Source organism: Streptomyces cellostaticus (assembly GCF_023630175.1).
GTDB lineage: Bacteria > Actinomycetota > Actinomycetes > Streptomycetales > Streptomycetaceae > Streptomyces > Streptomyces cellostaticus_A.
The window spans coordinates 1-19,121 of record NZ_JALLIN010000073.1 but is presented as its reverse complement, the minus strand read 5'-3'; the positions used below and the strand labels follow the sequence as shown (position 1 = coordinate 19,121).

Genomic DNA, 19,121 nt, shown 5'->3' with positions numbered 1-19,121 from the left:
CCAGGGCGAGCATGCCCCGGCACCGCGGGCGGGGGCGGCATGGACGGCACCGGCCCGGCGGCCGGAGCGCCGGACTCCGCCCTGGCGGGGTCCGGCGGGGCGGACACGCCCTCGGCGGCCGCCCCCGGTCCGGCCGGGGGCCACTCGGGCGCCCGGTCCGGCATGGCCGGCGGCGGCGACGTCACCGGTGCGCCGGCCCCACCTCCCGCCCCGTCCTCCCAGCGCTGGGTCTCCTCGTTCCAGTACCGCGCTCCCCCGCTCATGGCCTCCGCCTCACAGCCCCACCAGGCCGGCCAGCGTGCTCGCCGAAGCGAGCAGCGCCACCAGCGCCTGGGAGTCGTCGAGCAGCCCGCGCAGGCGGTCCCGCCGGGAGGGCGCGGCCCGGCCGGTGCGGGTGATCTCGTCCTCCGTGTCCGCGAGGGCCGCGTCGAGCTCCGCCGTCCGGTCGTCGGCCCTCACCCGGGCCAGGTCGGCGCGCAGCTCGCGCACGGCGAGCAGCAGTTCCTCGGCCGCCGCGTCGCGCTGCGCGGCACCGCCGTGGTGACTCTCGGCGTGCGCGTGGTCACCGATGGCGAAAGTGCTGTGCGAGACATCGCCGATGCTGACCCTCGACTCATCCGTTGCCATGTGCGTCGGCTCCCTTCCGCGGCTCGCCGCCGCCGTTCGTGGAGGAGGCGGAGGAGTGGTCACCGACGGCGAAGGTGCTGCCCTCGACGCTGCCGATGTGCACGCCCCCGTTGCTGATGTTGTTGATCTGCTGGACGAACTCACCGGTCTGGTAGCCGGCTTCGGCGAGCGCGGTACGCACCCCGTTCGCCACCCGGTCCTGGATGCTCGTGAGGTAGCGGGCGGCGTCCATCTCCTGGAACTGCGATCCGGCCTCGGCCGAGCCCAGCTCACGGACCGACAGCGCGGGGCCGTCCGGCAACGCGTTGGCGTACCCGCCCGTCAGCAGCCGCCAGCCGTAGGCCACCGCCCTGCCGAGGACGATCAGGGACCCGGCCGGCGAGCCCGGCACCCGGGTCACGGCCCAGACCGCCTTGCCCAGCCAGTTGTTGTGCCGGTAGCGGTGGGCCGTGCGGTCGGCCTCCTTGAAGAGGGGACGCACCGGCTGCAGCACGTGCGGGGCGATCTCCAGCATGAGCATGCGGCCCTGGGTGTGGACGCGCACGAACACCGTGACGACCAGCTCCTCCTCCCAGCCGCCGACGCGGATGCGCAGGAAGTGCCGGCGCTTCTCGGCGCCCTCCTCGACCGCGTGCGCCCGGTGCTCCTCGAAGGCCTGCGGCTGGTAGGGCGCGTCCTCGCGGCGCAGCAGGCCCTCCGCGGGCAGGAACACGCACTCGTCGATCTCCAGCCTGCGCAGCCGGTCGCGCACCGCGGTCCCCGCGTGCTCGGCGGGCAGCCGGAGCCGCTCCACCAGCGGCCGGATCTTCTCCAGCACCAGCCGGTTGCTGATCGGCTGCTGCTTCTTCATCGCGTCGGGCCTCAGCTCGACGGCGAGCACCCAGTCCTGCTGCGCCTCACCGGCCCCGCAGAACGGACGCGCCTCGTGGTACATGACGAGCGGCGCCCGCTGCTCCGTCCGGATGCGGTGCCTGAGCCACTGGAACCGTCGGCTCTCGCCCTGCTCGGCGGGGTCGCCGGCGGCGTCGGGAAAGCGCTGCGGGGACAGCTCGGCGGCCAGGACGCGGGCGAACTGGCCGCGCTGGGCCGCCAGGCACACCGCGACGAGCGCCAGGACGACCAGGACGGCCCAGGCCTGCCAGGGCCTGAACGAGGTCCCGGCGTCGCCGGAGCCCGGCAGGAGGACGTCGCTCAGGTCCGGCGATTCGGAGGACCGGTAGGAGTCGTACGAGCCGTACGAGCCGCCGTAGGGGTCGGACGGCGTGCCGTCGTCCCCGCCGCCGAACGCGGCGATCACGGTGATGACCGCCAGCACCGCGAGCAGGATGCGGCCCCACCAGCGGAAGAGGAAGGCGGGCAGGGTCCGGTACAGCGGGGCCTTCGGCGCGCTGCCCCTGATCCGGGTACCGATCGCGAGGTACAGGCTGGGAAGCAGGTAGAGGGCCAGCAGGCCCTGGGTCAGTGCCGCTCCCACCAGCCACAGGCCGATGACGGCCCCGGCCCACTGGAGCTCCCGGCGGCGCGCGCGCAGGGCGTGCGCGAGGACCCGGGCGGCGTCCAGACCGAGCGAGGGTGCCACGAACCGCTGCTCGTTGAGGTGCAGTTCGTCGATCACCTTGTCCCGGTAGCCGGGGTCGAGGTACGTCCCCGCGCAGAGCAGCCGGGTGGCCTCGCTGGCGTGCGGTGGGGTGGGTGGCGCTGCGGACGGTGCCGCCGCAGGCGTCGGCTGCGGTTGCTGCGGCACGAATGCGGTGTTCACGCGATTCCCCCGAGGCGTGGTAAGTCACTCAGTGATGAGATGAGTTGACGAACCATCAGCATAGGGCAACGGTGTGACACCGGGCGGGCCCGCCCGTATGCGTGCGGCGTCACCGCCGCACTCGTGCTCAGATGAGGCCGAGACCGCGAACCGCCTCGCGCTCCTCCTCGAGCTCCTTGACGGAGGCGTCGATGCGGGCGCGGGAGAACTCGTTGATGTCCAGGCCCTGGACGATCTCGTACTTGCCGTCCTTGGTGGTGACCGGGAAGGAGGAGATCAGGCCCTCCGGGACGCCGTAGGAGCCGTCCGACGGGATGCCCATGGAGGTCCAGTCGCCCTCGGCGGTGCCGTTGACCCACGTGTGCACGTGGTCGATGGCGGCGTTGGCGGCGGAGGCGGCGGACGAGGCGCCACGGGCCTCGATGATCGCGGCGCCGCGCTTGGCGACGGTCGGGATGAAGCCCTCGGCCAGCCACTTCTCGTCGTTCACGACCTCGGCGGCGTTCTTGCCGGCGACCGTGGCGTGGAAGATGTCCGGGTACTGGGTGGCGGAGTGGTTGCCCCAGATGGTCAGGCGCTTGATGTCGGCGACCGTCGAGCCCGTCTTCTTCGCGAGCTGGGTCAGCGCGCGGTTGTGGTCGAGGCGGGTCATCGCGGTGAAGCGCTCGGCCGGTACGTCCGGGGCGGCGGCCTGGGCGATCAGGGCGTTGGTGTTGGCCGGGTTGCCGACGACCAGGACCTTGATGTCGTCCGCGGCGTGGTCGTTGATGGCCTTGCCCTGCGGCTTGAAGATGCCGCCGTTGGCCTCGAGCAGGTCGCCGCGCTCCATGCCCTTGGTGCGGGGGCGGGCGCCGACGAGCAGGGCCACGTTGGCGCCGTCGAAGGCGACGTTCGGGTCGTCGCTGATCTCGATGCCCTGAAGGAGCGGGAAGGCGCAGTCGTCCAGCTCCATGGCCGTGCCCTCGGCGGCCTTCAGCGCCGGCGTGATCTCCAGGAGGCGCAGCTTGACCGGCACGTCCGCGCCGAGCAGCTGGCCGGAGGCGATGCGGAAGAGCAGGGCGTAACCGATCTGGCCGGCCGCGCCGGTGACGGTGACGTTCACGGGAGTGCGGGTCATGGCGTTCTCCGTATGACAGCTGGCGAAGGGGCGGCACTGCCCCGGATGATCGATCTCTTGGCGTCAAGAGAATCCAGCGGTCAGGCTATCGCGCATCCGCCATGCGAGACCTCCGGGGCCCTGTGGCCCAGCCCACAAGCCGCGCCGGCGGGTCACGGGGGCACGCAGGAGGCGGCCGCCCGTCCGGGAGAGCAGGACGGGTACGGCCGCCGGTGGGGGGACCGGACTGCCGGACTCCCGTGGGGGTACGGTTCGCGTGCCCGGCATCCCGGAGCTCATGCGCCCCGCCCCGGAATTCCACCCGAACGAGCCCTTCCGCTTCCGCCCCGGCCGCCGGTCCCCGCCTCCGCCGCGTTTCGCCGGTCCGCGGTTGCGCGCGGCCCGCCGCCTTCGTGCGGCCTGCTACTTCGTGCAGCCCGTCTGCCCGGAGGCGAGGGTCGCGCAGGCCTCCGCCTCGGCCGCGTCCTTCACCGCGACCATCGGCGTGTAGGCGATGGTGTCCCCGGCGGTGGTGATGTCGCCCTTCTGGCGCGCCTTGCCGGCCGAGACCCGGACCTGGTCGCCCGGGGCGCCGCCGGTGATCCGCCCCCAGGCCGCGCCGCAGGTCCGGCTGTAGCGCACCTCGAGGGTGGTGGTGCCGACGGTGGCGGTCTTCGCGGTGGTCACCAGGCTGCCGCTGCAGCCCATCGTCTCCGCGTCCTTGCCGGCGCAGTCCGAGCCCGCGCACTTGACCCCGGCGGGCAGGCTGGGGCGGGTGGTGGCGGTCGGGGAGGGCGACTTCGTGGCGCCCTCGTCCTTGCCGCCGCCCCGGTGCGTGAGCACGAAGACGGCCGCGACGGCGACCAGGACGGCGCCCGCGCCCGCCAGGAGCACCGTCAGGCGGCGCTGCCCGCCCGCCGCCTTGGCGGAACGGTTGCCCGCCGAACTCGGCGGCCGCTGCCCGCCGTGCGGGGCGGGCGGAACCGGCGGCCGGCCCGCGCCGCCCTGCACGGGCACGGGACGCGTACCCGGGCGGCCGCTCGCCCGCGACGGGCCCTCGTAGCCCGCCAGGCCCCAGGAGTTGACCTCGGGGGCCGGGCCGCGGCCCGGACGCTCGCCGTCGTCGGCGTCGGACGCCGTCGGCTGGGCGGGAACCCGTGGCGGGGCCCCGGCGGGACCGGCCGCGTGCGGGACCGCGGGGGAGCCGGTGCCCCGGTGGGCCGTCCGCGTACCGCCCGCCGCCTGGGCCTCGGCCTCGGCCGCCCCGAACTCCCCGAGCGCGGCGCGCGCCTGGGAGATACGAATCTGCTCCATGGTCCGGTCGTGCCGCATCTCCGCACGGCTCCAGGCCCGCTCGGCCAGTTCCCACATCGTGGTGAGGTGGACCGGGTGGGTACCGGTGACCTCGGCGAGCGCCACGATGGCGCCCTTGGGCGCGAGGAGCCGGCCGCCCAGGTAGCGCTCCCAGGACGTCTTGCTGTAGCCGGTCCGGTCCGCTACCGCCGCGACGCTCAGGCCGCTGCGGTCCACGAGCGCCCGCAACTGGCTCGTGAACTCCTTGATCTGCGGATCCAACTCGTCCGGCAAGGCTTTCCATCGAGGCATCGTGCTTCCCCCTCTTCCCCCCGGTCGGTGCTGTTGGTTCCCCGCGCCGGGCTCCCCGTGCGCGGTTCCTCGCGCCGGTCCGGTCCGTTCCCGGCGCGACATCGTTGCGGCCCACCCACAGGGATGCGCCGACCAAGGATCCCAGTTCCCGGAGCGGGAGCGAACGCCAGCACCGGTTCCACCGGGCGCGCGCCGGCCGCCGCGGAGCTTCCGTAACGTAGCGCCGAGTCGTTCGGGACCGCGACACGGCCGGCGCAGGTGTGGCAGTGCGCGGACACCGTAGCGGAACGGTCACTTCCGTGCCACAGCGCACGGACAGCCGTTGAACCGGCCGTGCACGGCGGGGAAGGCTGGTGTCACGACGGCGGTCCGTCCTTGCTCGGGGGAGGGGACGGGCCGCCGTCGCACGGCGTGGACCACCGGGCGGCCCGTCAGGGGCCGCGCCGGTGGCACTACTTGGCGAGCGTGAAGTGCAGTACGTCCTTCAGGAACGGAATGCTCAGCCAGGGGTCGGGCTGGACCGTCATCGCCAGCAGCGCGATCGCGAGACCCAGCACGCCGTAGGTGGCGATGTCCGTGAACCGTGAGCGCACGGCGAGCATGCCGACGCTGGGCAGCGCCCAGCGCAGGGCGGCGCCGGCCAGCAGCGCGGCGCCGATCAGCAGGGTGCCGTAGCGGAACACGTCGAGCGCGGTCAGCAGCAGGCCGAGCGCGACGGCGCAGAGCACGACGAGCATCGGCCACTGCCGGGCGGGCGCCGGGGCGTCGCCCGGGGCGGCCCGGCCGCCGCCCTCCGGGCGGGCGGTGTCTCTGGTGAACAGCGGGAAGCGGCGCGTGACACGCCGCGGGCGCCCCTTGGCGTCCGGGGCGCTGATCGCGTCGCGGGCCGTCGGCCCGGTCACCGTGCGGTCGTCCTCAGCCGGCACTGCGCTCCGCCGCCTCGACCACGTTGACCAGCAACTGCGCCCGGGTCATGGGGCCCACGCCGCCCGGGTTCGGGGAGATCCACGCGGCCACGCCGGTCACGTCCGGGTGCACATCGCCGACGATCTTGCCCTCGGCGTTGCGGGAGACGCCCACGTCCAGCACGGCCGCGCCCGGCTTGACGTCCTCGGCGCGGACCAGGTGCGGGAAGCCGGCCGCCGCGATGATGATGTCGGCCCGCCTGAGGTGGGCGGACAGGTCACGGGTGCCGGTGTGGCACTGGGTCACGGTGGCGTTCTCGCTGCGGCGGGTGAGCAGCAGCGGCATCGGGCGGCCGATGGTCACGCCGCGGCCGACCACCACGACCTCGGCGCCCTTGATCTCCACGCCGTGGGCCCGCAGCAGGGTGATGATGCCGTTGGGCGTGCAGGGCAGCGGCGCCGGCTCGTTCAGCACGAGGCGGCCGAGGTTCATCGGGTGCAGGCCGTCGGCGTCCTTGGCCGGGTCCATCAGTTCCAGGACGCGGTTCTCGTCGATGCCCTTGGGCAGCGGGAGTTGCACGATGTAGCCGGTGCAGGCCGGGTCCTCGTTCAGCTCCCGGACGACGGCCTCGATCTCCTCCTGGGTGGCCGTGGCGGGCAGCTCGCGCTGGATGGAGGCGATGCCGACCTGGGCGCAGTCGCGGTGCTTGCCGGCGACGTACTTCTGGCTGCCGGGGTCCTCCCCGACCAGGATGGTGCCGAGGCCGGGCGTGACGCCCCGCTCCCTCAGCGCCGCCACGCGGGCGGTCAGCTCGGACTTGATCGCGGCTGCGGTGGCCTTGCCATCGAGAATCTGGGCGGTCATGCCCCCATCCTCGCGGATGACCGGCTCCCGGTTCCAATCCGGGTCCCCGCCGTCCGGCACCTGGGACGGCCCCGGAGCCGGTCCCGGATGTCCCGACATGATCGACGATGTTGCACTTGCACAACGCATCGCGAATCCGGCTGGACAAGGACTCGCCTCCCCGACCACGATGAACGGCGCAGTATCGCGGTCCGGTTGGGGGCAAACCGCTCAGATCCTGACGTACCTCCGTTCCTTCCGCGTCGTCCCCGCAGATCCAACGGAGGAAATCCGCCATGAGTTTCGGCTCGCCCAGCAACCCCTACGGTCAGCCGCAGGACCCGCAGCAGGGCTACGGTCAACCGCAGCAGCCCGGCTACCCGCAGGCCCCGCAGGGCGTGCCGCCGCAGCAGCAGGGCTACGGCTACCCGCAGCAGCAGGGCTACCCGCAGCCCCCGCAGGGTGTCCCGCCGCAGCAGGGCTACGGCTACCCGCAGCAGCCCGGCTACCCGGGTTACCCGCAGCAGGGCGGGTACGGGATACAGCCGCAGTACGCGAACTGGGGCCAGCGGTTCCTCAGCAAGCTGATCGACATGATCCTCTACTTCGTCGCCTACGTGCCCCTCGCCGCCATCGGCGCCAAGGCGGGCGCCCCGATCATCACGCTGGTCGGCTTCCTGCTCGGCATCGGCGTCCTCGTCTGGCAGGTGATCCAGGAGGGCAGGACCGGCCAGACCGTCGGCAAGAAGGCGCTCGGCATCCGCACGCTCAAGGAGGACACCGGCCAGCCGCTGGGCGGCGGCATGGCGTTCGTGCGCCAGCTCGCCCACATCATCGACGGTCTGCCCTGCTACCTCGGTTACCTCTGGCCCGCGTGGGACTCCAAGCGGCAGACGTTCGCCGACAAGGTCTGCGGCTCGATCGTGATCCGCAACCCGTGAGCTGAGCGCTCGCACGACGAAGCGGCCTCCGGCTCCCCCGCGCGAGGGGGAGCCGGAGGCCGCTTCTCGTCGCCCCGCGGGCTCAGTGGAAGAAGTGGCGCGTACCGGTGAAGTACATGGTCACGCCCGCCTTCTGGGCCGCCTCCACGACCTGCTCGTCACGGATCGAGCCGCCCGGCTGCACGATCGCCCGGACACCGGCGCCGATGAGGATCTCGGGGCCGTCGGGGAAGGGGAAGAAGGCGTCGGAGGCCGCGAAGGCACCGCGCGCCCGCTCCGCGCCGGCCCGCTCGACGGCCAGCTTGCAGGAGTCGACGCGGTTGACCTGGCCCATGCCGACGCCGACCGAGGCGCCGTCCTTGGCGAGCAGGATCGCGTTGGACTTCACCGCGCGGCAGGCCTTCCAGGCGAAGGCCAGCTCGGCCAGCTCGGCCTCGCTCAGGGCCTCGCCGCTGGCGAGGGTCCAGTGGGCCGGGTCGTCGCCCTCGGCCTGCAGCCGGTCGGTGGCCTGGAGCAGCACGCCGCCGTCGACCGCCTTGACCTCGACCGGGTCGGCCGGGCTGTTCGGAGCCCTCAGGACCCGGATGTTCTTCTTCCTGGCGAGGGCCTCCAGGGCCCCGTCCTCGTAGGCGGGCGCGACGATGACCTCGGTGAAGATCTCCGCGACCTGCTCGGCCATCTCCTTGCTGACCGGGCGGTTCACGGCGATGACACCGCCGTACGCGGAGACCGGGTCGCAGGCGTGCGCCTTGCGGTGCGCCTCGGCGGCGTCCGCGCCGACCGCGATGCCGCACGGGTTGGCGTGCTTGATGATCGCGACGCAGGGCTCGTCGTGGTCGTACGCGGCACGGCGGGCGGCGTCCGTGTCCGTGTAGTTGTTGTACGACATCTCCTTGCCGTGGAGCTGCTCCGCCTGCGCCAGCCCGGCGGCGCCGGCCTCGACGTAGAGGGCGGCCGGCTGGTGCGGGTTCTCGCCGTAGCGCAGGGTGTGCGCGCGCTCCCAGGTGGCACCGAGGAAGTCGGGGAACGACGACTCGTCGACCGGGGCGTAGGAGGAGGCGAACCAGGAGGCGACGGCCACGTCGTAGGCGGCCGTGTGCTGGAACGCCTCGGCGGCCAGCCGCTTGCGGGTGGCGAGGTCGAAGCCGCCGGCCGCCGCGGCGGCGAGCACGTCGGCGTACCGCTCCGGGCTGGTCACCACGGCCACCGACGGGTGGTTCTTGGCGGCGGCGCGGACCATCGACGGACCGCCGATGTCGATCTGCTCCACGCACGCGTCGTCCGAGGCGCCCGATGCGACGGTCTCGCGGAACGGGTAGAGGTTGACGACGACCAGGTCGAACGGCTCCACGCCCAGTTCGGCGAGCTGCTCGCGGTGGCTGTCGAGCCGCAGGTCGGCGAGGATGCCCGCGTGCACCTTGGGGTGCAGCGTCTTGACCCGGCCGTCCAGGCACTCGGGGAAGCCGGTCAGCTCCTCGACCTTGGTGACGGGGACGCCGGCGGCGGCGATACGGCCGGCCGTGGAGCCGGTCGAGACCAGCTCGACACCGGCCTCGTGCAGGCCGCGCGCGAGGTCTTCCAGGCCGGTCTTGTCGTAGACGCTGACGAGCGCCCGGCGAATGGGCCGCTTGGTGCTCTCGGCGGTGGCGGTCACTGGATAACTACCTTTCGTCCCTCAATGCGATAGCCGTTGCGGGCGAGCCGCCCCACGACCTCGACGAGCAGCCTTCGCTCGACTTCCTTGATGCGCTCGTGCAGCGCGCTCTCGTCGTCCTCGTCCCGGACCTCGACCACGCCCTGGGCGATGATCGGTCCGGTGTCGACGCCGTCGTCGACGAAGTGGACGGTGCAGCCGGTGACCCTGGCGCCGTACGCGAGCGCGTCGCGCACACCGTGGGCCCCGGGAAAACTGGGCAGCAGGGCCGGGTGGGTGTTGACGAACCGCCCGCCGAACCGGGCGAGGAACTCCTTGCCCACGATCTTCATGAAGCCGGCGGAGACCACGAGGTCGGGCCGGTGCGCGGCCACGGCCTCGGCGAGGGCCGCGTCCCACTCCTGCCTGGTCCCGTGGTCCTTCACCCGGCACACGAAGGTGGGCAGTCCGGCCCGCTCGGCGCGGGCGAGCCCCTCGACTCCGGTGCGGTCGGCCCCGACGGCCACGATCCGCGCGCCGTACTCCTCGGCTCCGGTGCGCTCGATCTCGTCCAGGAGCGCCTGGAGGTTGGTGCCGGAACCGGAGACCAGCACGACGAGGCGCTTGACCGCTCGGCCAGCGGGGGTGGCGGCCACGGCGGGGCCCTTTCTCGGTGAGCGACATGTCCGGTCGGCTCCTTGTGCGTTCGCACGAATGCTTCGCACCCCGGGATACGGGGAAGTCTACGAAGCGGCCGACCGTCAGCAACGATACCGGCACTCCGGACGGCCCCCTCGGGACGGGGGCGTGGCCGGAAGGTAGCGTTCGGAGGGAATCACGAAGGAGCAGCCTCGGGAACGCGGTCGCCGTACGGTGCGTTCACGGGGTGGAAGCTCAACGCGGACAGCCGCGCTCACCTAGGGGAAGACGCTCTCTTGATGCCCGATCGCAGCCTGCGACTCCTCACGTTCCCGCCGCTCCGGGCCCAGCGAGGCGAGCGTGCCGGAGTGCTGTTCCGGGAGCGGCCGGCCTCGCCGCCCGAGGCCCCGTCGGGCGGCCGGGACGGCGACGGGCAGGGTGGCGAGCGGCAGGACGACAACCCGTTCGCGCCACCGCCGGAGGGCACCCCGGACCAGCCGTGGCGGCCGCGCCGCCCCGAAGGGTCCACGGGCCCGCAGGGCGAGGCCCCGTGGGGCAGCCGGTGGAGCGACCGCCAGCCCGGCCGCTCCTCGGGCGGCGGCTTCGGCGAGCGCCCCGGCAGCCGGCCCGAGGGCCCCGGGCCGGGCGGTCCGTCCGGCCCCGGGATGCGCTGGGACCCGGCGGACCCGGTCCAGCGACGCGCGCGCTACGCCCTGCTGTCCGGCATGTGGGCCATCTTCTTCGCCCTGTTCAGCTGGCCCTACGTGGCACTGCTGCTGGGCGCGCTGGCCGTGTACTGGGGCGTCAGCGCCCTGCGCGCCAAGCCCCGCGACCCCGGCCCCGACTCCCCCGCGCCGGCGCCGGGCGCCCGCCCGCAGACCACGGCGGCGATCAGCGGCCTGGTCACGGCCGGCCTGGCCCTGCTCCTGGTGGGCCTGACCTTCACGGTCCAGCTCGTCTACAGCGACTACTACACCTGCGTCAGCGACGCCCTGACCCAGCAGGCCAAGCAGTCCTGCGACCAGCACCTGCCGAAGGAGCTGCGCGGGGTGCTGGGAGTCAGCGACGGCTGAGGCGCCCTTCGCCGACGGACCGGAGTGGACCGCCTACTCCTCGGACGACGGCTCGGACGGGCCGGGAGTGCCCGTCGGGGTTGCCGGACGCGGCAGAGGCGGACGGTCCGGATCTGCGCATGCCCCGCCGGCCGACGCCGGGGCCGCGCCGGGCCGGTCGCCCCGAGCGGGAGCGTCGGCGGGGACCGGCCCGCCGGCGGGCCGCGGCGCATCCGCCGGGCCGTCGGGGGCCGGGACGCCGTCGGGCCGCGGCGCGTCCGTCGGTGACGGGGGCGGCGGGGCGGTCCGTTCCGGGGCCCGCGGGGGCGTGGCGGCCGCGCGCAGGGCCTCCCAGCGGGAGGCCCGGGAGAGGTCGTCGTGCTGCCAGGCCGGCGGGTACGGGTCCTCGGTGGGCAGGAAGTCGTAGAGCTCGTCCTCGAGGTGTCCGCCACCCGGCGCCTTCGCCGCCTGCACGGCCTTCGCCGCCTGCACGGCCTTCGTGGACTTCGCGGGCTTCGTGGACCTCGCCGGCTTCGGCGTCGCGCCCCCGGCAGTCTCCTCGGCGGCCGTCCTGGGCGCGGCCGGTCCGGGGCCCGTGTCCCTCGCCGCCCGCCCGGCCGGCTCCGCGCCCCGGACCCGGCCCCTCCACAGCCGCCAGGCCCGTGCGGTCAGCGTCACCGGCAGTCCGGTGACCGTGATCCACAGCGCGGTCGCCGGCCCCTCCTGCCACCACACCGGGCCGAAGTCGGCCAGCGCGGCCGCGCCCAGGCGACCGCCCGACAACCAGGCGAGGAGCGCCACGGCCGTCCCGCACAGCAGCGCCGCCAGGACCAGCGCCCCGGCCGTCCGCCCGGCGGACCAGGGTGTCGCCCGCCGCCCGGCCCCCGCCCCGCCCCGCAGGCCCGCGGCCGCACGCACCAGGAACCAGGCCACCGTCGCCCCGGCCGCCACCGGCACCAGGGTCGCGACCCAGTTCAGCCGGGTCCCGGGGCCCGGGTCCGGCACCGCCGCGAGCAGCGGGAACGGGGGCAGCAGCGGAGCGGGGTCGGAGGCCAGGGGGTGCACGAGGTGCCCGGTGCCGAGGGCGAACCCGGGGCCGAGGGCGTAGGAGGCCGACCACACCGCCGCGTTCGGGATCAGCGCGATGCCGAGCAGCAGGACGGCGAACCGGCCGGTCCAGCCCGCCGTGAGCTGGAGGAACGACGCGCGCGCCACCTCGCCGTGCAGCACGAGCGACACCGCGAGCAGCAGTGCCCCGCCCCCGGCGAGCACCGCCGTCCCGGCCGCGGCGGCCCGTACCGCCGCGACCAGCCGGTCCCACGCGTCCGCCCCGGCGAGCAGCCGCCGCACCGGCCCGGGCAGCGGGGCGCGCAGGGTCCCGCGCGGGCAGCCGTGCGCCGTCCACACCCCGGCCGCCGCGGACACCGCGGCGACCAGCGGCAGGCACACCGCCACCCAGCCCCACTGGGGCCGCAGCGCGCCGCCGGAGCAGTAGAGCGCGGCGCCGGCACCGATGCCGAGGTAGCCGAGGACGACGCCCGTCCACGCCGTGCGGGCCGGGACCGGGGGCGGGCCGTCGGGCTCGGGGGAGGCGTCCGTGGCGTCCCTCGCCGCCCGGTACACCAGCCACACCGGCAGCGCGAGGAGCAGCAGCGGGGTCACGCCGACCGGCTGGGGCACGCCGGACAGGGTGTCGGTGCGGACCAGTTCGACGCCGTGCCCCAGCAGCCACAGCGCGGCGGCGACGTGCAGCGCGCCGTCCGGTCCGCTGTCGGGGTACGGCGAGCTGATCCACAGCCCCAGCACGAGGACGGCGAGCGAGCCGAGCCCGAGCGCGGCGGCGACCGCGCCGCCCAGCAGGCCGGCGCCCAGTCCGGGCGATCGGTCGCGCATTCCGTGCAGCAGCGGCGGCAACGACGGTCGGCGATCGGTCATCAGGGTCACGCCCGCCATGCTCCCAACGACACGCGCTTTCCCGTCGTAACAGCCGAACCTCCGATGTGTCGCTCAATATATGTTTATGTACTTTTTCGGCCGAAGGAGTGTCCTGTGACGGAAAGCCCGGCCAGTCAGTTGCCACCACCGAAGGAACGCCGACGCCTGCGGGAGGCCGGGTCGCTGACACGGGCTCAGGTCGCCGCCCGGATCGGCGTCGGCCGTGCCACGATCCGCGCCTGGGAGCGCGGCCGCGACACTCCCGGCGGCCGGGAGGGCGAGGCGTACGGCCGTCTGCTGGCCGGCCTCGCCGGGCCCGCGACCGGCCGGGCGGACACGGACGGCCGGGCGGACACGGACGGCCGGGCGGGGTCACCTCCCGCGCTGTCGCCCGCTCAGGCCTTCGACGCGCTGTACGCGTTCTGCGCCCCCGCCCTCGCCCGGCAGACGTACCTGCTCACCGGGCGCCGCGAACTGGCCCGGGAGGCCGTGGAGCACGCCTTCCAGCTCGCCTGGCAGCGCTGGCCCGAAGTGGCCCGGGACCGGGATCCGGCGGGCTGGGTGCGGGCGGTGGCGTACGAGTGGGCGCTCTCCCCCTGGCACCGCTTCCGCCCCCGATACCGCTCCCCCGAGCCCCCGCCGGCCGACCCCGCCGACCGGCTGCTGCTGAACACCCTGCTCGAACTGCCGCCCTCCTACCGGCGCGCCCTCGTGCTGTACGACGGCGTGGGCCTCGACCTGCCGGAGACGGCCGCGGAGACGGAGGCCAGCACGCCCGCCACGGCCGGCCGGCTGACCCGCGCCCGGGAGGCCGTGGCCGCGCGGGTCCCGCACCTGGCCGACCCGGCCGCACTGCACCGGCGGCTGGTCGAGCTCGCCTCCACGGAGCGCCTGCAGCCGCCGAGACCGACGACGGTGCGGACGACGGGCGAACGCCGGAACGTGTTCTGGACGCGCGCGGCCATCGCCTTCACGATCGCGATCATCGGCTCCACGGCACTGACCCTGCGCACGGCACCGACCCACTACGAACCGCCCATCGCACCGGCCCAGGCGGTGCAGGGGGTGCCACCGCCGGCCGCCATGGGCCCGCTGTCCCAGGAGGAACAGGCACTGCGCGACCGGCTCCGGCACTCGCTGACCGGCGGACCGGAACGCCTGTCGCCCATGGCCGGGTGACCCCGCGCACCCGACGGCACGGCACGAGAAACGCCGGCAGGCCCGCCCCTCGTGCGGGGCGGGCCTGCCGGCGTTCGACCGTACGGCTCAGGCGCTCAGGATCTCCCGGGCCAGCTTCGCCGTCTCGGTCGGCGTCTTGCCGACCTTGACGCCGGCGGCCTCGAGGGCCTCCTTCTTCGCCTGGGCGGTGCCGGACGAACCGGAGACGATGGCACCGGCGTGGCCCATGGTCTTGCCCTCGGGCGCGGTGAAGCCGGCGACGTAGCCGACGACCGGCTTGGTCACGTTCTCCTTGATGAACGCGGCCGCGCGCTCCTCGGCGTCGCCACCGATCTCACCGATCATCACGATCAGGTCGGTCTCGGGGTCGTCCTGGAACGCGGCGAGGGCGTCGATGTGGGTGGTGCCGATGATCGGGTCGCCACCGATGCCGACGGCCGTCGAGAAGCCGATGTCACGCAGCTCGTACATCATCTGGTACGTCAGCGTGCCGGACTTCGAGACCAGGCCGATGCGGCCCGGCTTGGTGATGTCGCCCGGGATGATGCCGACGTTCGACTGGCCCGGGGTGATGATGCCGGGGCAGTTCGGGCCGATGATGCGGGTCTTGTTGCCCTTCTTGCCGGCGTGCGCCCAGAAGGCGGCCGTGTCGTGCACGGCGATGCCCTCGGTGATCACGACGGCCAGCGGGATCTCGGCGTCGATGGCCTCGACGACGGCGTCCTTGGTGAACTTCTCCGGCACGAAGATGACGGAGACGTTGGCGCCGGTCTTCTCGATGGCCTCCTCGACGGTGCCGAAGACGGGTACCTCGGTGCCGTCGAAGTCCACGGTCTGACCCGCCTTGCGCGGGTTCACGCCGCCCACGACGTTGGTGCCGTCACCGAGCATGAGCTTGGTGTGCTTCATGCCGGTGGAGCCGGTCATGCCCTGGACGATGACCTTGCTGTCCTTGTTGAGCCAGATAGCCATGGTGTGTTGTGTCCTCGTCCTGAGTGCTTACTTGGCGGCGTGGGCCAGCTCGGCGGCCTTGTCGGCCGCGCCGTCCATGGTGTCGACGCGCTGGACCAGCGGGTGGTTGGCGTCGGTGAGGATCTGCCGGCCCAGCTCGGCGTTGTTGCCGTCCAGACGGACGACGAGCGGCTTGCTGACGTTCTCGCCGCGGTCCTCGAGGAGCTTCAGGGCCTGCACGATGCCGTTGGCGACCTCGTCGCAGGCGGTGATGCCACCGAAGACGTTGACGAAGACCGACTTGACGTCGGGGTCGCCGAGGATGATCTCCAGGCCGTTCGCCATCACCTGGGCGGAGGCGCCACCGCCGATGTCCAGGAAGTTGGCGGGCTTGACGTTGCCGTGCTTCTCACCGGCGTACGCGACGACGTCCAGGGTGCTCATGACGAGACCCGCGCCGTTGCCGATGATGCCGACCTCGCCCTCGAGCTTGACGTAGTTGAGGTTCTTCTCCTTGGCGGCGGCCTCGAGCGGGTTGGCCGCGGCCTTGTCGTGGAGCTCCTCGTACTCGGGGTGGCGGAACTCGGCGTTCTCGTCGAGCGACACCTTGCCGTCGAGGGCGATGACCTCGCCGGAGGCGACCTTCGCCAGCGGGTTCACCTCGACGAGGAGGGCGTCCGACTTGATGAAGGTGTCCCACAGCCTGATCAGGACGTTGACGACCTTGTCCGCGACCTCGGCCGGGAACTTGGCGGCCTCGACGATCTCGCGGGCCTTGGCCTCGTCCACGCCGTCGATGGCGTCGATCGCGATCTTGGCGACGGCCTCCGGACGGGTGGCCGCGACCTCCTCGATCTCCACGCCGCCCTCGACGGAGGCGATGGAGAGGAAGGTGCGGTTGGCACGGTCGAGGAGGAAGGAGACGTAGTACTCCTCGACGATCTCCGGAGCGGTCTCGGCGATCATGACCTTGTGGACCGTGTGGCCCTTGATGTCCATGCCGAGGATGTCCGTCGCCCGGGCGACGGCCTCGTCCGCGGAGGCGGCCAGCTTGACGCCACCGGCCTTGCCGCGACCACCGACCTTCACCTGCGCCTTGACGACGGACTTGCCGCCCAGCCGCTCGGTGATCTCGCGCGCCGCCTCAGGCGTGTCGATGACTTCACCGGCCAGCACCGGTACATCGTGCTTGGCGAAGAGGTCCCTCGCCTGGTACTCGAACAGGTCCACGCGCTTCCGTCCCTATCAGTGATCTCGCGGTTCGTTGGATGCGTGGGCGTGCCGCGAAGGGCAACCGTGACGTCCGCTGTGTCACAAGGGAAGCGCACACGGTGTCCGAGCGCGCGGCATGTCCGTCTCGCAGGTTATCGCCGCTTGCCGGGGGTCCCTAAATCGAGCGTCACACCTGAGCGGTGATACCTGTCACATGATGCCGTTTCTGCTGGCACCGCGTGCCGACGACGGGGGGACGTGCGCGGCCTCACCGGGCTGGGGTGAACCCGGTGAGGCCCCCGAACGGGCCGCTGGGGCCCTGGACGGACGGCCCCCACCCCAATGGGGACCACCCGCCCCGTGCCCGTGGAGGGCCGGCCGGACGGGCCGACGGGATTCGGCCGTCCGGGTCCGGTCCCCTCCACGGAGTCGGTCGCGGACCGTCAGGTCCACGGATCGGGTCGCGGACCCTCGGGTCCACGGGGTCGGTCGGACCGTCAGGCACGCCTGCCGTACTGGTCCGTCAGGTCGTGCGCATACCCCGGCGTGACCGTCTCAGCGGCCTGCCCGGCACCGTGCGCGGCATGGGCGGCGGACGGCCCGGCGGTGACCCGCGCGGCCCAGCCGAGGTCCTGGGCGAAGGGGCCCACCTGCCGCGTGACGGGGCCGGTGGCGCCGACCGTGCCGTCCGCGAACGGCACCGCCTCACCGGCCACGCCGTACGCCAGTCCGCTCGCGCCGCCGCCGACACCGTCCACCACCGGCCGGGCCGTGCCGGTGACCTGGTCCGCGACCGGACGCAGGGACCCGGTGGCCGCGGCCGCGAACGGCGGCACCTGCCCGGTCACGTCCTGCGCGAAGGCGCCGGCCCCGCCTGCCACGCCCTGGACGGCCGGCGGCACGGCGCCCGCGACTCCGGTCGCGAAGGGCGCCACCGCACCCGTCACGCCGTACGCGAGCGTCCCCGCGTCCGCGACGGCCCGCCCGGCGACCGGCACGACCCCGTGCACGGCGGCCCCGGCGACCGGCGGCAGCACGGCGTGACCGGTGTCCTGGGCGACCTGTCCGGCCGGCCCGGCGGCGTAGGGCGGGACGCCCTCGACCACACCGCCGGCCACGGGAAGGACGTCGGCCGGCACACCCATGGCGGTGCCGGACACCTCGGCCGCGGCGGACCCGGCGGCATCGTGCACGCCGCCCACCGCGCCCCTGGCGGTGCCGTCGGCCCCGGTCACGGCGCCGGCGCCGACACCGTCCAGGTCGGCCGCGGCGTCCGCGGCGAGTCCGCGCAGGCCCGCCACGGCGTCCGCGGCGGCGCCCCCGACTCCCGCGACCGCGTACCCGGCGGCGGCGAATGCGTCCGTGGCGGCGCCCGTGGCGGTGTCCCGGACGCCCGTCACCGCGCCCGTGGCGCTGCCGTGCACGCCCTCGGCCGCGTGTCCGGCGGCCGGCACGACTCCCGTCACGGCCTGCCCGGCGAGCGGCAGCACACCGTCCACGGCGGCGTCGGCCACCGGCGGGACGGCGGCGGCGGTCGTCTCGTCCACGACCGCGGCGGCCGTGCCCGGCACCGCCCGCACGCCGCCCACGGCCCGCCGCGGGGCACCGGTGACCGTGCCGGTGACGTGTGCGGGCACACCGGCGACGGTGGTCTCGGCCCGCAGGCGGGCTTCCGGCGCGGCGGTCCGGAGCCCGGTCCGGGCGGCGGCCAGCGCCTCCTCCACCTCGGGGGCGAAGGAGGAGAGCGGGCCGAAGAGGTAGTCGATCCCGCCCTGGGCGGTGGAGGCCGGGAGCGGGGTGACCGCCTCGGTCACCCTGGCGGCCCTGGCGGTGGTTCCGCCGAGGAGCCCGTCGCCCGCCTCCCGCGGGTGCTGCGCGTGCGGTGCGGCCGGTGCCTGCGCCTCGGCCCGGTGCCGGCCGGCACCGGCGGCTCGCGCGCCCTCGACGGCCCGGTCGCCCTCGATCCGCCCTGCGGTCGGGGTTCCGGCGTCGGTCAGGTGGCCGGCCCGGCCGGCGGTGCCGGTGACGGTCCCGGCCTGCCTGCGCGCCTCGGCCGCCGTGCCCGAGACGGTGTCGGTGGCCGTGTCCGTCAGCCGGGAGACGGTGCCGGTGACGCCGGTGTCGCGCGCGGCGTCGGTGTCCCCGGCGCTCTCCGTGACGCCGGTGACGCCGGTGAGGACACCGTCGACCGTGTCGGTGAGCGTGCCGGTCAGGGTGCTGGTGCTGCTGTCGGCGTCCGGCACGGAGACCGACGGGGAGGACAGTTCGTCGGCGCTGGCGGTGACCGAACCCAGCGCCCAGGCGCCGGTCACACCGGCGGCGATCACGATGGAACGGCGGATGTTCTTGTTCATTGCGTGCGTCAGTCCTTCGGAAACGGCTTGGAGTCCGTCCGGGGATCGCGGAGAGGATCGCGGAAGAAGGCCCGGACGGGCGGGCGGACCTGCTGCGCCCCGCGCGGCAGGTCGGTGACGGGGGTCTGCCCTGGGCCCTAGCCGGGGAAGAGCGGGATGTCCCGGTGCCGTTCCCGGGTCACTGGCGCGTCGACGCGCGCGGTGGTGCCGGGCAGGAGCCGCTGAGGCGCCCGGCCGTCGAGGGAGATGGCGTGTGCGTCGCCGTGCCGCGACGCGCCGCCGTCGGCAGCCTGCTTGCCGAGGACGCCGGCCGGGTCTCCGGGCGGCGTGGGCCGCTGGGCCGGGGCACCGGTCGCGGCGGCGGAAGGGCCGACCGAGGCGTGCGCCGC

Annotated in this window: 15 protein-coding genes and 2 pseudogenes; 3 read left to right on the top strand and 14 right to left on the bottom strand. The window is 74.2% G+C overall.

The genetic code is table 11. The annotated features are described in order from the left end of the window. The 7 genes and pseudogenes from MXD57_RS29980 to MXD57_RS29950 all read right to left on the bottom strand — a co-directional run. Nucleotides 1-263 (bottom strand): annotated as a pseudogene (locus MXD57_RS29980) (hypothetical protein); the annotation flags it as partial. Between the two features lie 10 nt (nucleotides 264-273). Then, nucleotides 274-627, bottom strand: coding sequence for a hypothetical protein (locus MXD57_RS29975; RefSeq protein WP_250405313.1), 354 nt, complete (start codon nucleotides 625-627; stop codon nucleotides 274-276). Beyond that, complete coding sequence (locus MXD57_RS29970) at nucleotides 614-2,386, bottom strand: hypothetical protein (protein ID WP_250405312.1); 1,773 nt, start codon at nucleotides 2,384-2,386, stop codon at nucleotides 614-616. Before MXD57_RS29970 ends, MXD57_RS29975 begins: the two co-directional genes overlap by 14 nt. 127 nt (nucleotides 2,387-2,513) lie before the next feature. Further along, the gene (locus tag MXD57_RS29965; protein WP_250405311.1) at nucleotides 2,514-3,503 is read right to left on the bottom strand and encodes a malate dehydrogenase; all 990 of its coding nucleotides are present in this window, start codon (nucleotides 3,501-3,503) and stop codon (nucleotides 2,514-2,516) included. A 402-nt stretch (nucleotides 3,504-3,905) separates the two neighbouring features. After that, complete coding sequence (locus MXD57_RS29960) at nucleotides 3,906-5,087, bottom strand: helix-turn-helix domain-containing protein (RefSeq protein WP_250405310.1); 1,182 nt, start codon at nucleotides 5,085-5,087, stop codon at nucleotides 3,906-3,908. A gap of 452 nt (nucleotides 5,088-5,539) precedes the next feature. Then, entirely contained in the window at nucleotides 5,540-6,013 is a 474-nt protein-coding gene (locus tag MXD57_RS29955) for a DUF3017 domain-containing protein (protein ID WP_250405309.1), read from the bottom strand. Then, on the bottom strand, nucleotides 6,003-6,857 hold the full coding sequence (locus tag MXD57_RS29950) for a bifunctional methylenetetrahydrofolate dehydrogenase/methenyltetrahydrofolate cyclohydrolase (protein ID WP_250405308.1): 855 nt from the start codon (nucleotides 6,855-6,857) through the stop codon (nucleotides 6,003-6,005). The genes MXD57_RS29955 and MXD57_RS29950 overlap by 11 nt, the downstream gene beginning before the upstream one ends. 275 nt (nucleotides 6,858-7,132) lie before the next feature. On the opposite strand from MXD57_RS29950, the gene MXD57_RS29945 reads away from it, so the two are divergent. Then, the gene (locus tag MXD57_RS29945) at nucleotides 7,133-7,777 is read left to right on the top strand and encodes an RDD family protein (protein ID WP_250405307.1); all 645 of its coding nucleotides are present in this window, start codon (nucleotides 7,133-7,135) and stop codon (nucleotides 7,775-7,777) included. Nucleotides 7,778-7,859: 82 nt separating this feature from the next. Here MXD57_RS29945 and purH read toward each other — a convergent pair whose 3' ends face one another. Next, nucleotides 7,860-9,431: a bifunctional phosphoribosylaminoimidazolecarboxamide formyltransferase/IMP cyclohydrolase gene (gene purH, locus MXD57_RS29940; protein ID WP_250405306.1), complete on the bottom strand. Its 1,572-nt coding sequence runs from the start codon at nucleotides 9,429-9,431 to the stop codon at nucleotides 7,860-7,862. Next, the gene (purN, locus tag MXD57_RS29935) at nucleotides 9,428-10,066 is read right to left on the bottom strand and encodes a phosphoribosylglycinamide formyltransferase (protein WP_250405305.1); all 639 of its coding nucleotides are present in this window, start codon (nucleotides 10,064-10,066) and stop codon (nucleotides 9,428-9,430) included. The genes purH and purN overlap by 4 nt, the downstream gene beginning before the upstream one ends. 282 nt (nucleotides 10,067-10,348) lie before the next feature. Here purN and MXD57_RS29930 point away from each other — a divergent pair, with 282 nt between their 5' ends. Next, the gene (locus MXD57_RS29930) at nucleotides 10,349-11,122 is read left to right on the top strand and encodes a hypothetical protein (protein ID WP_250405304.1); all 774 of its coding nucleotides are present in this window, start codon (nucleotides 10,349-10,351) and stop codon (nucleotides 11,120-11,122) included. A 33-nt stretch (nucleotides 11,123-11,155) separates the two neighbouring features. Here the strand turns inward: MXD57_RS29930 and MXD57_RS29925 are convergent, their stop codons facing one another. Continuing rightward, complete coding sequence (locus MXD57_RS29925) at nucleotides 11,156-13,054, bottom strand: cell division protein PerM (RefSeq protein ID WP_250405303.1); 1,899 nt, start codon at nucleotides 13,052-13,054, stop codon at nucleotides 11,156-11,158. 96 nt (nucleotides 13,055-13,150) lie between these two features. Between MXD57_RS29925 and MXD57_RS29920 the strand changes: the two genes are divergently transcribed. Continuing rightward, a complete protein-coding gene (locus MXD57_RS29920; protein ID WP_250405302.1) occupies nucleotides 13,151-14,215 on the top strand; it encodes a sigma factor-like helix-turn-helix DNA-binding protein in 1,065 nt (354 codons plus the stop codon). 87 nt (nucleotides 14,216-14,302) lie between these two features. Here MXD57_RS29920 and sucD read toward each other — a convergent pair whose 3' ends face one another. The 4 genes and pseudogenes from sucD to MXD57_RS29900 all read right to left on the bottom strand — a co-directional run. After that, the gene (gene sucD, locus MXD57_RS29915; protein WP_250405301.1) at nucleotides 14,303-15,187 is read right to left on the bottom strand and encodes a succinate--CoA ligase subunit alpha; all 885 of its coding nucleotides are present in this window, start codon (nucleotides 15,185-15,187) and stop codon (nucleotides 14,303-14,305) included. 27 nt (nucleotides 15,188-15,214) lie between these two features. Next, nucleotides 15,215-16,396, bottom strand: a complete 1,182-nt coding sequence (gene sucC, locus MXD57_RS29910; protein ID WP_250405300.1) for an ADP-forming succinate--CoA ligase subunit beta — start codon at nucleotides 16,394-16,396, stop codon at nucleotides 15,215-15,217. Nucleotides 16,397-16,875: 479 nt separating this feature from the next. Beyond that, on the bottom strand, nucleotides 16,876-18,732 hold the full coding sequence (locus tag MXD57_RS29905) for a hypothetical protein (protein ID WP_250405299.1): 1,857 nt from the start codon (nucleotides 18,730-18,732) through the stop codon (nucleotides 16,876-16,878). A gap of 137 nt (nucleotides 18,733-18,869) precedes the next feature. Then, nucleotides 18,870-19,121 (bottom strand): annotated as a pseudogene (locus MXD57_RS29900) (hypothetical protein); the annotation flags it as partial.